This window comes from Pandoraea capi, from assembly GCF_902459735.1.
Lineage (GTDB): Bacteria > Pseudomonadota > Gammaproteobacteria > Burkholderiales > Burkholderiaceae > Pandoraea > Pandoraea capi.
Genome location: NZ_CABPRV010000003.1, coordinates 289,834 through 305,321 on the forward strand (window position 1 = coordinate 289,834; position 15,488 = coordinate 305,321).

A 15,488-nucleotide genomic window follows, 5' to 3' on the forward strand; every position below is an offset into this window, starting at 1 on the left:
CTCTCCGCATTGGGCGAAAGATGAAATGCACTCGCAGGAGAAGACCGGGATCATGGCCGCAAGCAAGACATGTTCCTGAAAGTCCCCACCCTATAAGAAATCATGGACACAGCCTTTGGATCCGGCGGGTCGATTTCGTCGGCAGCACTTAGGAGACACGTGGCCACCCGTCTGCCCGTACCGGCGCAAGGGGAGGCAGCTACGGCATCGGGGCAGCCCTCGATTGGCCGTATCTGCGACACCATGCGCGAGCGATGGCACGTCGATGTGACGCTGCGCCGGGAGACGATTTTCTTCGAATCGCACGATCTCGATACCTGCGTGATCCGTCAGACGTTGGGCACACACATCGAGCGGCGCATGTCCCGCGCCGATGACGAGGCGGCTGCACGTGCGCTGTCGATGAATTTCGCGCTCTGCCGGCAGGGTTTCGCCTTCGGGGTGAGGCGCGGTGTGCTGGTGCTGCATCGGTACATCGCGCCGTGGGAGAGTTTCGAGACCTGCATGACGGCGGTTCGGGCGTTTCTGGTCGTCTCGGATCGCATCAAGCAATCGATTGACACGCCGTGAAGCCCTCATGAGCCACAGCATTCTCTCGATGATCGATGCGTCTCTCCCGGAGACGGTGGGGACGTTCGTACAGGTGCGCTCAGCGCCGGGCGTCGAGCCCTTCTGGTTGCTCGAATACGCTCACGGACATTTGCATCTGGTCGTCGCTGTCGATGGTGCACCGTTACCGGATGTGCGGTTCGGTGAACGAACGCCCGTGTGCGAATTCTGGATGTGCAGCCCGGCGTTGTTCGAGTCGCGGCGCGTGTTGTTGATGTACGGGCGTGAGGTGCGAGGCACGCGTCGCGATATCAAAGCCTGCGTCGACATGTTCTTGCTTGAGATGTTTTCGCACTGACGTCGGCGAGCGTTCGCAGCGCCCTGGCGGGAGTGCGGCGGTGCCGACACCTTAAGGAGACAAAATCCTATGGCAGAAACGATTCAATCGATTGCGGGCGCACACAATGCGCGCGCGACGTCGGCGAGCATGCCGGTCGAGACTTCACAAAATGAAGCCGACGCCCGGATCGGGAGTGACGATCGTCTTTTTCTCGCGAGCAACGATGGCGACGACCTCAAGGTCACCCGGACCCGACGGCCCAAGGTGCCGGCGCCCCTGTCGCAGCAGGACACGCGCACGGCCGTTTCCGCGTTGTGGGACGTATATCAGGCGTCGCGCAAGGCGATGGGATTGCCCGACAAGGGGTTGGCCCACGACAAGCTCAAGGCGCGCGTCGAACAGTTCGTGAACCGGCCGGTCAGTACGAAGACCAAGCGCGACGACCTGCTCAAGACCTGTCAGCTTTTCGCCTCGCTGGAAGAGGCGTTGAAGCGTCACAAGGGCGGGCGCAATGTCGCCCAGTTCGACCGCGCAATGAATATCAGCCGCGGCCTGAAATGGCAGTTCAAGGCCAGTGCCGACGAGTGCGTGAAACGCCGCCTGGACAAGGGGCTGTGGCAGCGGCTGGACAACATGAAACCGGGCTCCACGACGGCCTTCAGTGCCAAGGTAGGGGCGGGTGTCGACGTGGTGCCGGGCGTGGGCGTCAATGCCAGCGTAACGCACGATTCGAGTCTGAGCATCACCCCGACGGAGTGGTTGGTGGATGCGTCGGGCAAGAAAATCACGCTGTCTGCCGATGCCGACGTGCTCGACTTCATCGAGACGGAACTGTCGCTGTCGGGCGCGTCGTCGCGTGCGGAAATCTATGCATCATTGTCCGATTACGTGTCCAGCGAGAGTCACAAGTTCAGCACCTGGATCAAGCAGGGACCGATCGCGCTGATCGGCAAGATTCGCGATCTCTTCCTGATCTCGTCCTCGTACGAGTCGACCCGGGCGCGCGCCGATTTCAGTTGCGACTGGCTGGAAGACGACTTGATCGCGCTGTGCGGCAAAGGCGTGGACATCGTTCGACGCGGACCGGTCACGGGCGCCATCGAGCGCCACGACACGCTGGCGGGCGAAATCCGGGCGAGGGCGGGCGTCGATTTCGGTGTGACGGCAAGCCTTGCCGCGGCCGGACGTCGGCTGGTCACGATCAAGCGCGCACGGCACGACATTCTCTCGATTGCCGATGCGAAGCCGGAAATCGCGCGGCAGCTGCTCGCGAACCGGCAACTCGTGTGCAATCCCGAGACACTGCTCGAGGCGATGCGTGGGCACGTCAAACAATCGAGCAACGAGATCACGACCGAGCTAATGGCCAGAAGGCCGGGTTTCGCCGTTCAGGATATGGAGGCGCGGGCGCGGTTCCTGCTCGAACAGTTCGCGCTGCTCAAACTCAGTGGCGATCTGGACCCGGAGGTCGAAGCGATTCTCATGGACCTGTTCCACGAACGCGAACGCATGTTCCGGCCGCCTGCGCTGGCAGTTCATGAACTGAGCTGTCGCCAGAGCAAATGGCAAGCCGAGATCGCTGGTGTGGCGGGCATTCCCTTTGTGTTTCCGAATGGTGTCAATGCGACCGTGACGTATGAGAAAGTGTCCGAAGACGAAGATCCTCACTACTGCGGGCATTTCCTGAACGTCAATGTGTCGGGGATCGTTGCCGTGGCGGGCGCGGTAGTGGGCTCGCTCGAGGCGGCCGGCATCGGCGCCAACACGGTGTGGGGCGTCTCCGAGATTCAGAAAGCACTGGCGGCGACCGACTTCGACTACAGCGCCGGGGTGATGACCTCGATGCGCTTCAAGCTCAAGGAGGACGGCGTTGCACTCATGCACTCGGTTCGAGGTATCACGAGCACGCTCGGGGGCAGCCGGAAGGTGCCGACGCCCGTTTCGTTCATCGCAGGGCTGGCATGGAACAGCAACACGGCCGATCACCTGACGATTGGCAGCAGTTGTCTCGATCTGCTCGCGCCGATGATGCGCATGCGTTACGCAAATCCGCGGTTCGGGGGCGAGCAATGGTGGCAGGATTTCTCGACGTTGCACCGCGCGGAACTCGATGCCATGTATTTCAAGATTGCCGACGCATCCGAAAAGACGCTGGAAACCGACCTTCAGCGAATCGTGCGTGAGGTGCCGTCCACCGGTCCCTTGCTCGATACCCTGCGCAACGCGGCGACGCAATTTTCTGACGAGGCGACGCCGCAGAACCGGTCACTCACCAATCAGGCGATGGCCGAGTTCATGCTCGCATACGTGAAAGGCGGGTACGCAGAGAAGGTATCGGGCAACTGGACATCGTCCGTGCGTGGCCAGCGCGCAGGTCGATCGGAAGGCGGTGCGGCATCGGCGCAACGAGACGTCCGGCCGACAGCGCCCCCGCCGACGCCCTCGCTGACGCGTGATGCGATCGCTGCATGAGGGGACGCGATGACGAAGGACGCGGAGTTTGCGCGTCCTTCATGAACGTCACGTCTTGTTCGTGCCGTCGCCGGGTTTCGGCTGGGGGCGCGGCGGGACCAGTTCCGGGTTTGGAATCCCGATATCGAGATCCGTCGGGGTCGTACGCTTTACGTTGGGCGTGAGCAGTGCCGGTCGGGATTGGGGTGTTGAGGCGTTGGCGGCGTCTCTCGCATGAAACCTGGGGTTCGATTGTGAGGACGTGCGCGCTACCGGTGGTGCCACGGGCTCGGTCGCCGGCTGCTCGCCGAGCGCTATTTGGGCCCGCCTTGCCCTGATTGCCTCAAGGGCCCGATCGTAGCGGTCGTCGATGGCTTTGTTGGTGTCGAATTCGCGCCAGTTCGACATGGCGCTCGGGATGTACGGACGATGATTGATAAAACATGTCTGTTCGACAGGCTCGTCGGAGCGTGACGTGGGCGCCACCGGATTGTCGTGCTTTTGAAACGCCGGGCCGCGGTCTGCATACGAACTCCCGCGGTTCGAAGTGATCCCGGTATCGCGGTTCAATGTCTTGGGCAAAGATGAGGCCTTCACACCGCCGAAAACAGCGCGTATACGTGCGACGAACTTGTTCCACGGCTTCGGCCCCGGCTCGGACGGCGGATTGTCGGGACTAATGAAATCGCTGCGCCGGGCGGATTGGCTCGGACATAAGATCAGGCTGGCGCCGCCGTAACTGACGGTACCCCCGGTCTGGGTTTGATCGATCTTCGTATTCGTCGGAAGTGGCATCGGCTGCGTGGTGGGGACGAACTGAGTGGCCGGAGACAGAACTTTCATTGGAAGCTCCCATACGTGAGAAGGCGATTTCAATTTGCCGAAGGGAGAGCCTGTGCGACATCCAGTAACTCACCGAACGCATCGGCGAGCGTCGCCCGGTCCTGACCGACCAGCGGCATCTTCATCCAGCAATTGAGCGTTCCGTTGTCGTTCAGCGAGAAGACCGGCTGACGGAAATCGGCGCGCAGATGATTGGCCGACAGCGCGGCCATCAGCGAGTCGGTCGACGGCATCTCGTTGAACTCGGCCAGCATGAACCACGAGGCGTGATCGATGGCACCGAAATGCACCGACATTCGGTCTTCGACATCCAGACTCACGACTTCCTGATCCGGTGCCGGCTCGAAGGAAAAGAAGCCGATGTGGTGCAACAGTTCACCGACAACGTTGTGAAAAGAGTGCAGGTCTTGCATCGTGAAAGGTCCTTGAAAGAGGAGAAGGAGCGATCTCGCGATCGTGCGTGCCGGTGCCGGCTCCGATGTCGGCGTCGGATTCATTCGCCGATTTGACGGCAGTGCGACGATTGCGGGAGCGCGCGAGGCGAGCGAGCTCCTGATGTTGACGAAAGGTCGGATCGAACTTCGTCGAGCCGATACGGATGTCGCGAAGCACGTGCTCAAGCGACGCGCTGCTTCGCTCCAGCATGGCTGTCGCCGCAAGCCACATGCCCAGTCGCGCCGTACGATGTGTCGATTGCACGACGATCGGATGCGGCGCCGGGGACAGCATTTGGGTGTGATAGAAATCGTGCCGACGCATGTGTTGTGCGGGCGTCGACACCTTGAGCCGCTCTGCGGTCTGATGCAGGTACGACAGTGCTTCGGCGCGGATGATGGGCTCGCCGTCGTCGGCCCACGCCTGAATGGCGGGAAACGTGACGACGTCACATCCCTGTGTGATCGACACGATGCACGTGCGCAGATGCGTGCCGTGGTATCCGCAGTCGCCCTGAGCGAGCAGATAGGTCGCGTAACCGATCTCGCCGAAACGGCGGCTCGTGGGCGAGAGCATCGGATACGCGGCGTTGCGCGCGAGCAGCTCGTCATCGGAGGCGAGCGCAATCAGTACCGATGGCGGTGTCGTGAGCCAGCGACGCAGGTAGCGCTCGATATCCGGCGCGCGCGGGGGTTCGCGCCGCACGGCCAGCGTGCGCTTCGCGTGGGACAGCGTCTGTGAATCGCGAGGCGATTTTTCACCGGACCCGGCGGGTGCCGGTATCGATGCAGCGTCATGCGCGGATGCCGCGCGAGACGTTGCTCCCGAGCAGCGGGATGCCATCGTCGCGGCGTGTCCGGCGGTGGGAGTAACGGTAACCGGAAACGACATGGCAAGTCTCCTTCATGTAATCGCGTCGTCTGTCGGCGGCGCGTGATGTGATGGGGGCGGGAAGGCGTGGCGAGACAGAGGCGCACCGCAGGCACGGTGGTTGACGAGAGGGCACCCTGTCCGCCGTGCGTCGCGGACGCTATCGATGCATCAACAAGGGCTTTCGCAGGTCGTCGGCAAACGCGCCGATCACGTCCAGTTGATGATTGGTGCCAATGAGTTGCGGCGCGCCCGTGAGTCTGATGTCGGTGATGATCTCCTCTACGCTGAGATGTTCATGTGCGGTGCGCGACATGGCGAAAGCCGCCAGCAGTACCCCTGCGATGCCCTCCGGGTCGTCGAACACAATGACGGGACAGCCGGTCGGCAGAGCGCTGTTGTGCTTCGCGCCGGCATCGTCGGGCGGGGGCATGTGGCGCAACGCGTTTTCGATGAATTGCAGGGTCTGCGTGACGTACAGACGATCGGACGACACCTCCGACGCATGCCGGTAAGGTGCGTGCAGCACCGAGAATGTGACATCGGTCTCGGATGAGCGAAGCGATGTGGAATACACGCTGAAATCGGTCACAAAGGTGGCCGCCGTACTGGTGGTGACGTGTCGCCGGCTCATGCGGATGGCCCCTTCGTGACGCTCGGCGCCGTGCGGCTCGCATTGCGCTGTGACATGCACGACAACCACCGGGCGCAGGCGCATCAGCAGCGCGAGGAAGCCTTCGACGGCACCGGACTGTGGCGTCTGGCACAGCACGGCGAGCGGTTGTCCGTTCACGTGGATGACGCTGGCCGGCAGCAGCGTGCCATCGGGGCCATGCAACGCCGTCTGTCGTGCGGCCCAGAGTTTGCGCTGCCGGCTCGTCGACAGCTCACGGTGGTAGTGCTCGAGAAAGGGCGGGCTACGTTCCGTGATCAGCTTGTAGTGACCGGTTACGTTCTGCGCCGAGCCCATGCGCTGCTTGAGTTCGCACAGTGCGTCCTGCGTGCGTCCGCGCTCGAAGATGTCGACGGCGCACGTGTCGGGATTGCCGCGCCAGTCGAGCTGACGCTTGATACCTTGCAGCAGGCGGTTCTTGACACAGGTCGTGGCGTTGCGCAGCAGCCAGACGATCACGAAAGGCTGGTCGAGGCGCATGGCGCGCACGCCCGGACGCGAGGACTCGGGCCATTTCGCCGGTGCGTTCGGATGCGAGGTGAGCGCCATATCGCGGGCACGACGCCACAAATGCGGATGCCGGTATGCGCTCCATCCGATGAGCAGAACGAGATAGCCGTCGCGGTTCACGCCGACCGTCGTGCGGGCGGGATCGACCGCATGCCGGCAGATCAGACGATGGAGCTGTTCGGCCTCCTGGTTGGTCATGGTGGCGGCGTTGATCTGGGTGTGGATCGATGCCATGCGTTGAAGTGCCTCCCGAGTCCAGAACGTTCGAAAGACAATGGTCATGTCCACTGCGTGAAGCCGCTTGCAGGTTTGGCTCATCGTATACGTGCGCCCCCGGCGCGGCCGTGAGACCGGCGCCGGGCGTTACCTGACGTCCCTTGGCGGGGCGCTCAGGCGGGGCACGGATCACCCCATTTTTCGGGTTCTGAGCATGGTCTGGATCAAGGTGTCTTTCGCCCGGCCGGACGCGCGCAACTCGTCGAGGATGTTCGATGCGCTGGAGGGCTGCGATGCGCTTTCCACACGTTCCTCGTCCGGCGTCTTCGGCAGGGGTCTCAACGTCAGCACGGTGTCCAGCGAATCACGGCTTCTGGCAAAGGGCGGCGATTCCGAAGCCCCTGACACGTTCGAGTCTTCCGATGCGGAGCGGCTGAAGATCGGTCGGTTCTCCGGCGGGAAATCGAAGATAAAGGCACGCGGTGGTTTGGGCGGTGAGGCCGTGGGCGAGGTGGTTCGCGGTTTTGATACCGGTCGGGAGATGGTGGCGCTCTCTGGTGCCTGTCCGTCATGCGCCTTGCGCGCCATGTCGACGCTGGCGATCAACGCGTTGCGATCTTGCTTGGGCGGGAGTGCCGGCGGTGCGTCGTTGGAATCGACCGAGGCCTCATATTCCCGTCGCAACTGCGCGGCCTGATGTTGCACACGATGATAGTTTTCCGAGGCGTCGGTATCGTAACCGTCGTCCGAGCCCCTCCTGACGCCGTCGCCGCTGGGTGTCGGGAGGTTACCGTTGAGCGTCGCGCTCAGCAGATGAGCGGGCAACTGGCGTCTCGACTGCCCTGGCGTCACGAGGCGTGAGGCCTCCAAGGGATGAGTCTCCGGTGTTGCGGATGACGCGCCGTTCGTCGGCTGCTCCGACTGTCTCGGCTGACCGGGCAACGCCAGCCTCGTCAGTAACGCCTGCACGGGCGCCCGATCCGTGCGCAGGTCCTTGAACTTGAACGCATCGATGATGGAGCGTGGCGGTTCCGTTGACAGGTCATGCTGCCTGAGCAGACTCTGGGCGCGCTTGCACTGATGCGGGTGCAGTAAGAACGCTCTGCCTTTGAAGGTCACGAGTTGACCGTCTTTGGTGATGCCGATGCGCTTGCCCTTGGCGCCGAACGCATTCGTGATCTGCTCCATGGGAAACGATGAGGTCACCGGTGATGAAGCCGTGGATTGCAGCGTAGGGAGCATGCTCATTGCGAAGTCCTCCTTCGATGGTGTGCATGACGCTTACCGGACTCCGTCCTCCGATGACTGCGGCGAACTCGGCGAACGCACATGCGTGTCGTTTGAGCCTCGTTTTTATCGGATTCGGCCTGAGCGGAATCCCACCTTTCGCTCATCGAAAGAGGCAAAAGCTTCGACTGAACGAAAAAACGGCAGGGCGATTGCCCTGCCGCTTTCGTGATTCCGTGATGCCGATGGCGTGCGTTGGCGTGGCCGCCGCGATTTGCTAACTCTGCATGAGGCGTTTCTCGCGCGCCACGCTCATGAGAATACCGACCCCGAGGCCCAGCGTGACGAGTGCGGTGCCGCCGTAGCTCATGAACGGCAGCGGCACGCCGACGACCGGCAGAATGCCGCTCACCATGCCCATGTTCACGAACGCGTACGTGAAGAAGATCATGGTGACAGCCCCCGCGAGCAGGCGGCCGAACAGGGTCGCGCCGCTGGCGGCGATCATCAGCCCGCGCGCGACCAGCAGCAGATACAGCAGAATCAGCACACCTTCGCCGATCAGGCCGAACTCTTCTGCGAACACCGCGAAAATGAAGTCGGTATGCTTTTCCGGGATGAATTCGAGGTGAGCCTGCGTCCCCTTGAGCCAGCCTTTGCCGGTGGTGCCGCCCGAACCGATGGCGATCACCGACTGAATCGTGTGGAACCCTTTGCCGAGCGGATCGGAGGTCGGGTCCAGCAGCGTGCACACGCGGTGCTTCTGGTAATCGTGCAGGATGTGCCACTCGACGTCCGGCTGGCAAATTTTGTCTTCGAGCGCGAGGATCGTGCCGATGCCGATCACGCCGGCAATGAGCACCGGCAGAATCAGCTTCCACGACAGCCCGGCCAGATAGATGACGTAGAGGCCGGCGGCGGCCACCAGCAGACCGGTGCCGAGGTCGGGCTGCTTCGCAATCAGGCCCACGGGAATGCCCAGCAGGGCGATCGCGGCGAGATAGTCGAACCAGCGGATGTTGCCTTCGCGCTTCTGGAAGTACCAGGCCAGCATGAGCGGCATGGCGATCTTCATGATCTCGGATGGCTGAATGACCATGCCGACGTTCAACCAGCGCTTCGCGCCCTTCTTCGTCAGACCGAACATCGCCACCGCAATGAGCAACGCAACGCCTGCCGTGTAGAGCGGCACGGCGAACTTCATCAGCGTCTGCGTCGGCAACATGGCCAGCACCCACATCAGAATGAACGTCAGCACGATGTTGCGGATCTGGTCTTCCACGCGGCCCGGCACGTCGATACTGGCGCTGTAGAGCGTGACCAGTCCCACGCACAGCAACAGGAAGACGATCAGCGCGAGCGGCTTGTCGAAGGCGGCGAACAGGCGTTTGACCTGCTCTTTCCACGTATGTTTGTCGAGCGCCATCATGGCGTTCCTCCTTGCGGGCTTCGTGCTCCCTGACCCTGAGCACGGATAGCGGCGCGATGGCGGGCTTCGTCGGCGACGGTCGGACTGACGGCCGGTTTGTTCGGCGGTGATGGGGCGGGAGACTGCGGCGAGGGTCTTGCCGGGTCGACCGTCGCGGCAGAGGCTTTGCCCGGGACTGCCCGCGCCGTACCGACAGGCGCTGCCGACGTTCCCGACGCCACGCGCGGCACCAGCGTGGTGGTGGGCGCGGCGGCAGCGGTCGCCGTAGCGACGTTGCGGTCAAGCTCGGCGGCGCTGGCGGGCGGCGCGTCCGGCGTTGCGGAAACGGCCGACGCCGCCCCGGCACCCGAGGCCGCCGCCTGCAACGCGGCCGCTTCCGCAGCGCGTTCCTTCGGTTCGGTAATGAGGTAGTAATCGAGCAGGCTGCGCGCGATCGGTGCGGCCTGCGCACCGCCCCAACCGGCGTTCTCGACGATCAGCGCAATCGCGATCTTCGGGTCGTCGGCCGGTGCGAAGGCGATGAACAGGGCGTGGTCGCGCTTGAATTCGGGAATCGCGTTGTGGTTGTACTTCTCGTTCTTGCCGAGCGAGTACACCTGCGCGGTCCCCGTCTTGCCACCGGCGTCGTACGGTGCACCGGCGAATGCCTGACGTCCCGTACCTTCCTTGATGACGCCGACCATCGCGCGTTTGACGAAGTCGATGTCCGCCTGCTTGTACGGCAGACGCGCGCTCTCGTGCGGCACGGTGAGCTGACGCGAGTGCGAGACCGGATCCTCGACTGCCTTCACCAGGTGAGGCTTCATCACCACGCCGTTGTTGGCGAGCGTGGCCGTGGCGTGGGCGAGTTGCAGAATCGTGAACGAGTTGTAGCCCTGACCGATACCCAGGCTGATCGTCTCGCCGTCGTACCACTTCTGCTGCGCGGGCTTCTTGTACGCCTTTCGCTTCCACTCGGTCGACGGCAGAATGCCGCGCGCCTCGCCTTCGATATCGATGCCCGTCAACTGGCCGAAGCCGAGCGGCGCCATGAAGTCGTGGATCGCGTTCACGCCGAGATCGTGCGCGAGCATGTAGTAATACGTGTCGTTCGAGACCACGATCGAGCGGTACATGTCGATCCAGCCCTGGCCGTTACGCACGTCGTTGCGGAACGTGTGGTTGCCCAGCGTGAACGAGCCCGTGTCCTGGAAGCCCCAGTTCGTCGTGCGCTTGCCGAGTTCGAGCCCTGCGAGCGCCATGAACGGCTTGTACGTCGAGCCGATCGGATAGGTGCCGCGCAGCGGTCGGTTGAGCAACGGACGGTCGGGCGAGTTGTTCAGGGCGTCCCAGTTCTGCTGGTCGATGCCTTCGACGAACAGGTTCGGGTCGAAGCTCGGCGCCGACACGAAGGCCAGCACGTCGCCCGTCTTCGGTTCGATGGCCACGACCGCGCCACGACGCCCCGCAAACGCCTGTTCGGCCACTTGCTGGAGCTTGATGTCGATGGACAGCACGAGGTTGTCGCCGGGGGTGGCCGGGGTGCGCGAGATCGTGCGCACCGGACGACCGCCGGCCGTCACTTCGATTTCCTCGAAACCGGTGATGCCGTGAAGCTGCGTTTCGTAGCTCTGCTCGACGCCGATCTTGCCGATGTAATCGGTGCCCTTGTAGTTGTTGGCGTCGCGCCGGATGTCGTACTTCGCGCTGTCGCTGTCGTTCTCTTCGCTCATCGCGTCGATACGCTGACGGTCGCGCTGCGAGATCCGGCCGATGTAGCCGATCACGTGCGCGGCCGTCTCGCCGAGCGGATATTGACGGAACAGGCGCGCGTGCACGTCGACCCCCGGAAACCGGAAGCGCTGGGCGGTGAAGCGCGCGACTTCTTCGTCCGTCAGTCGTGTGCGGATCGGCAGGCTCTCGAAGCTCTTGCTGTCGTCCATCAGCTTCTTGAAGCGGGCGCGATCGCGGGGCGTGATTTCGATCACGTCGGACAGATCGGTGACCAGATCTTCGAGCGGGCGACCGATCTTCGACGGTGTGATTTCGAGCGTGTACGCGGAATAGTTGCGCGCCAGTACCACGCCGTTGCGATCCATGATCACGCCGCGATTGGGCACGATGGGCGCGAGCGAGACGCGGTTTTCGTCGGCTTGCAGGGCGTACTGGTTATGACGGAAGACTTGCAGATAGACGAAGCGCACTGCGAGCAGGCTGAAGCAGAGCAGCACGAAAAGCGCGGCCGCCGTTACCCGCAGGTGAAACGTCTGTAGCTGTTGCTGGGGATTCTTGAACTCGGTCATGCTGGCATGGTGGGGCGCTTAGGTGCGATCCGACGGCAGTCGCCGTCAGATCGGACGCGTATCGTCGCGGTCGACGGCGCGTTTCTGGGGCGCCAGCAGCAAGATACTGATCACCGGCCAGAGCACGGCTTCCACGAAGCTGGCGGCGAGCGGCCACCAACCCGGAAACGCGGCGCCTGTGGCCAGGCGAATGATGAACGGCACGACGTGCGCGAGCAGCAGCAGCGGCAGCACCGTCAGTGCCTGACCGAGCAGCGTGAAGAACAGCACGCGGCGGTGAATCATGATCGCGCCGTACGACAGCAGCGTGTAGGCGAGGGCGTGTTCGCCAAGCAGACCGGCGTTGTGCACGTCCATGAGCAACCCGACAAGAAACGCGACGCCCATGCCGACCTTGCGCGGCTGGTGGATGTTCCAGAACATCAGCACCAGCGCGACGAAGTCGGGCATGGCCGGAGCGTGTCCCCACGGCATGAGGTTCACCAGAAACGCCACCACGAGACTGAGCGCGATGAAGTACGGATTGACCGGCAGCAGGATGTATTGCGGTCGTGGCATGTGAGTTCCTTAATGACCCTTGCGGGCGCCCGGCGCGAGTTTCGGATCGGCGCGCGTGCCGCCCTTCGGCGCGGGTTTGCTGCCGCTGGCCGACGGATCGGAGGCGCGTGCGAGATCGGCGGCGGCGTCCGGATGCAGGGCGAGCGGCGTGGTGTATTGCAGGACCAGCACCTGACGCTGGCTGCGCAGATTCGCGACCGGCTGGCACAGGATGCGGGCGAAGGCGGTGTCCGAGACACGGTCGACCTTGGTGATGCGCGCCACCGGCAAGCCGGCGGGGTAGACGCCGTCCAGACCGCTGGTGGCAATCTCGTCGCCGACCTTCACGTCGGCCGAGAGCGGAATGAAGCGCAGGTCGAGCACGTCGCCGCGCAGCCCGCCGTAGATCACGCTGTGCACGCCGCTGCGGGTGACCTGCACCGGCACGGCCTGTTCCTTGTCGGTGAGCAGCGTGACTTCGCTTTGCATCAGGAAAACGCGCGAGACCTGACCGAGCAGGCCCTGTTCGGTGACGACGGGCGCACCGAGCTTGACGCCGTGCTTCGTGCCGCGATCGATGACTACGCGCTGCGTGAACGGATCGCGCGTGTCGTATTCGATTTCTGCGGGAATGCTGGGTACGGGCAGACGCTCGCGCAAGGCCAGCATCTGACGCAGATGTTCGTTCTCGGCCACGAGCTGGTTGTTGCGCTGAGCCTGAACGGAGAGTTCGAGATTGCGCTCGCGCAGCGTGCTGTTGTCGGACGAGAGCTGCGATTCGGTCGAGAAGAATCCCGCTACGCCGAGAATGGCGTCGCGCGGCAACAGCATCATGCGTTGCACGGGATAGAGCGCGGTGCCGACAACGGCGCGCACCCGTTCCAGCGTGTTGTAGTGCGAGTCGACCACGAGCAGGCCGATGGCGAGCGCGACGAAACAGATCAGCCGGGCCAACGCCGACGGTCCCTGTTTGAACAGTGGCGGCGGACTGTACTGCATGGTGGGCCCTTCAGGGAAGCACGCGCAGCGAGACGCCGCGGTGCGCGAGTAGTGTCAGTCGGGCGCGACGCAGGGGCGCGAGGCCCGACTCCGTGCGCGAGGTCGTGCGGCGTGGCTGGCCGTCCCGGGCGAGGGGTGGAAGGGAATATCCCACCGCGCCGGACGACGAACCACGCACGTTGGCTTACTCGTAGGAGAAGATGCTGCCGAGCTTGTCCATACGCTCGAGCGCCATGCCCGAACCGCGTACCACGCAGGTGAGCGGGTCTTCGGCGACGAGCACCGGCAGGCCGGTTTCTTCGGCAAGCAGACGGTCCAGATCGCGCAGCAGCGCGCCACCGCCCGTGAGCATCATGCCGCGCTCGGCGATGTCTGCACCCAGTTCCGGCGGGGTCTGTTCGAGGGCGATCTTCACCGACGACACGATCTGGTTGAGCGGATCGGTCAGGGCTTCGAGAATTTCGTTGCTGGAGATGGTGAAGGCGCGCGGAATCCCTTCCGAGAGATTACGGCCCTTGACTTCCATTTCCTTGACTTCGGAACCCGGGAAGGCCGAGCCGATTTCCTTCTTGATCGCTTCAGCGGTCTGTTCGCCGATGAGCATGCCGTAGTTGCGGCGGATGTAGTTGACGATCGCTTCGTCGAACTTGTCGCCGCCCACACGCACCGAACCCTTGTAGACGATACCGCCCAGCGAGATCACGCCGACTTCGGTCGTGCCGCCGCCGATGTCGACGACCATCGAGCCCGTGGCTTCCGAGACCGGCAGGCCGGCACCGATAGCAGCGGCCATCGGCTCTTCGATCAGATACACCTGCGAGGCGCCGGCACCGTGTGCGGCTTCCTTGATGGCGCGACGCTCGACCTGGGTCGAACCGCACGGCACGCAGATGATGATGCGCGGCGACGGCGAGAACAGGCGCGACTCGTGGGCCATCTTGATGAACTGCTTGATCATCTGCTCGGTCACGGTGAAGTCGGCGATCACGCCGTCCTTCATCGGACGAATGGCTTCGATGTTGCCCGGGACCTTGCCGAGCATCTGCTTGGCTTCCTTACCGACGGCCTGAATCGTCTTCTTGCCGCTCGGGCCACCTTCCTGACGGATGGCGACCACCGAGGGTTCGTCGAGAACGACGCCCTTGCCGCGCATGTAGATCAGGGTGTTGGCCGTGCCCAGGTCGATGGCCAGGTCGTTGGAGAAATAGCTGCGAAGAAAACCGAACATGCAAAATCCTGTGTTTGCGTGAGGCCGCCCAATGCGAATTTGACTGGGACGGCTGCCTGTCGTCTGGGTTCCGGCCTGTTCGCAAAAAAATCGCCAGGCGCCACGCGGCGGCTCGCGAAACGTGCGGACAAACCGAGGAATGCGGTACTGGGCAGGAGGCGGGGCTGCCGTCAAAATTCGTCGCGTCAGGGTCTTCCAATGGACTGCGCGATCGTCTGTCGCGCCCCCCGGACTGGCCGTGGCCCACCTGCGCGACAGCGGCGGAGGGTGCAAAAACACGCTCCGACGCAAATTTAATGCGCAATGATACCTTATAATTTCGCAGGTTTTGCAGGAAAAACGAGCACGTTGACGCCACATTCGACCCCCGCGGCAGTTTCGCCCGGACCCTTGCGGCACGGCGTGTCGGCCCTCCTGCGCGGCGCGGTGCACGGAGTAAAACGACGGACGGGTTCGGTCTCGTGCGCATATTCTCCGCACTCTGTCCCTAATTTTGGCGACAGACATGCATCCGGCTGCTCTCCAATGCGCATTTTTTCGGGATTTCTTCATGGCTTTGAATCTCTCCGACGTCAAACGCATCGCTCATCTCGCACGTATCGAGCTGGCCGATGACGAGGCGGCTCACATGGAAAAGGAGCTCAACGGCTTCTTCGCGCTCGTCGAACAGATGCAGTCGGTCGACACGAATGGCGTTGCCCCGCTCGCGCACCCGATCGAACAGATTCAGGAAGTCGCTCAGCGTCTGCGCACCGACGCGGTGACCGAGCAGGTCGACCGCGAGGCGAATCAGCGCCCGGCGCCGGCCGTGCAGGACGGTCTCTACCTGGTGCCGAAGGTTATCGAGTGAGTCCGGCGTCGCGTGCGTGACGCCCCGTCAACCCGGCGCCACGCGACGC

At 63.3% G+C, this 15,488-nt stretch carries 14 protein-coding genes; 4 read left to right on the forward strand and 10 right to left on the reverse strand.

Annotation, left to right across the window (positions count from 1 at the left end):
- Window positions 1-159: 159 nt before the first annotated feature.
- The 3 genes from PCA20602_RS08025 to PCA20602_RS08035 all read left to right on the forward strand — a co-directional run bounded on the left by PCA20602_RS08025 (window position 160) and on the right by PCA20602_RS08035 (window position 3,361).
- Window positions 160-570, forward strand: coding sequence for a hypothetical protein (locus tag PCA20602_RS08025; protein ID WP_150720775.1), 411 nt, complete (start codon window positions 160-162; stop codon window positions 568-570).
- A gap of 7 nt (window positions 571-577) precedes the next feature.
- Window positions 578-907 (forward strand): hypothetical protein, encoded by a 330-nt coding sequence (locus PCA20602_RS08030; RefSeq protein WP_150720776.1) that lies wholly within the window; start codon window positions 578-580, stop codon window positions 905-907.
- 69 nt (window positions 908-976) lie between these two features.
- Window positions 977-3,361 (forward strand): hypothetical protein, encoded by a 2,385-nt coding sequence (locus PCA20602_RS08035; protein WP_150720777.1) that lies wholly within the window; start codon window positions 977-979, stop codon window positions 3,359-3,361.
- 48 nt (window positions 3,362-3,409) lie between these two features.
- Here the strand turns inward: PCA20602_RS08035 and PCA20602_RS08040 are convergent, their stop codons facing one another.
- The 10 genes from PCA20602_RS08040 to PCA20602_RS08080 form a co-directional block, all read right to left on the reverse strand.
- Entirely contained in the window at window positions 3,410-4,183 is a 774-nt protein-coding gene (locus tag PCA20602_RS08040; RefSeq protein WP_150720778.1) for a hypothetical protein, read from the reverse strand.
- Between the two features lie 29 nt (window positions 4,184-4,212).
- Window positions 4,213-4,596, reverse strand: coding sequence for a type III secretion system chaperone (locus PCA20602_RS25570; protein ID WP_174980907.1), 384 nt, complete (start codon window positions 4,594-4,596; stop codon window positions 4,213-4,215).
- Window positions 4,559-5,509: a hypothetical protein gene (locus PCA20602_RS25575; protein ID WP_174980909.1), complete on the reverse strand. Its 951-nt coding sequence runs from the start codon at window positions 5,507-5,509 to the stop codon at window positions 4,559-4,561. Before PCA20602_RS25575 ends, PCA20602_RS25570 begins: the two co-directional genes overlap by 38 nt.
- Before the next feature lie 139 nt (window positions 5,510-5,648).
- Complete coding sequence (locus PCA20602_RS08050) at window positions 5,649-6,905, reverse strand: protein-tyrosine phosphatase family protein (protein WP_150720780.1); 1,257 nt, start codon at window positions 6,903-6,905, stop codon at window positions 5,649-5,651.
- Window positions 6,906-7,076: 171 nt separating this feature from the next.
- Window positions 7,077-8,135, reverse strand: coding sequence for a hypothetical protein (locus PCA20602_RS08055; RefSeq protein WP_150720781.1), 1,059 nt, complete (start codon window positions 8,133-8,135; stop codon window positions 7,077-7,079).
- Window positions 8,136-8,391: 256 nt separating this feature from the next.
- Window positions 8,392-9,540: a rod shape-determining protein RodA gene (rodA, locus tag PCA20602_RS08060; RefSeq protein WP_150721097.1), complete on the reverse strand. Its 1,149-nt coding sequence runs from the start codon at window positions 9,538-9,540 to the stop codon at window positions 8,392-8,394.
- Window positions 9,540-11,825: a penicillin-binding protein 2 gene (mrdA, locus tag PCA20602_RS08065; protein WP_150720782.1), complete on the reverse strand. Its 2,286-nt coding sequence runs from the start codon at window positions 11,823-11,825 to the stop codon at window positions 9,540-9,542. The genes rodA and mrdA overlap by 1 nt, the downstream gene beginning before the upstream one ends.
- A gap of 45 nt (window positions 11,826-11,870) precedes the next feature.
- A complete protein-coding gene (gene mreD / locus PCA20602_RS08070; RefSeq protein ID WP_039394706.1) occupies window positions 11,871-12,383 on the reverse strand; it encodes a rod shape-determining protein MreD in 513 nt (170 codons plus the stop codon).
- Window positions 12,384-12,392: 9 nt separating this feature from the next.
- Complete coding sequence (mreC, locus tag PCA20602_RS08075) at window positions 12,393-13,361, reverse strand: rod shape-determining protein MreC (protein WP_150720783.1); 969 nt, start codon at window positions 13,359-13,361, stop codon at window positions 12,393-12,395.
- 184 nt (window positions 13,362-13,545) lie between these two features.
- Entirely contained in the window at window positions 13,546-14,589 is a 1,044-nt protein-coding gene (locus tag PCA20602_RS08080) for a rod shape-determining protein (protein ID WP_010805637.1), read from the reverse strand.
- A gap of 550 nt (window positions 14,590-15,139) precedes the next feature.
- Here PCA20602_RS08080 and gatC point away from each other — a divergent pair.
- On the forward strand, window positions 15,140-15,439 hold the full coding sequence (gene gatC, locus PCA20602_RS08085) for an Asp-tRNA(Asn)/Glu-tRNA(Gln) amidotransferase subunit GatC (protein WP_150720784.1): 300 nt from the start codon (window positions 15,140-15,142) through the stop codon (window positions 15,437-15,439).
- Window positions 15,440-15,488: the final 49 nt, after the last annotated feature.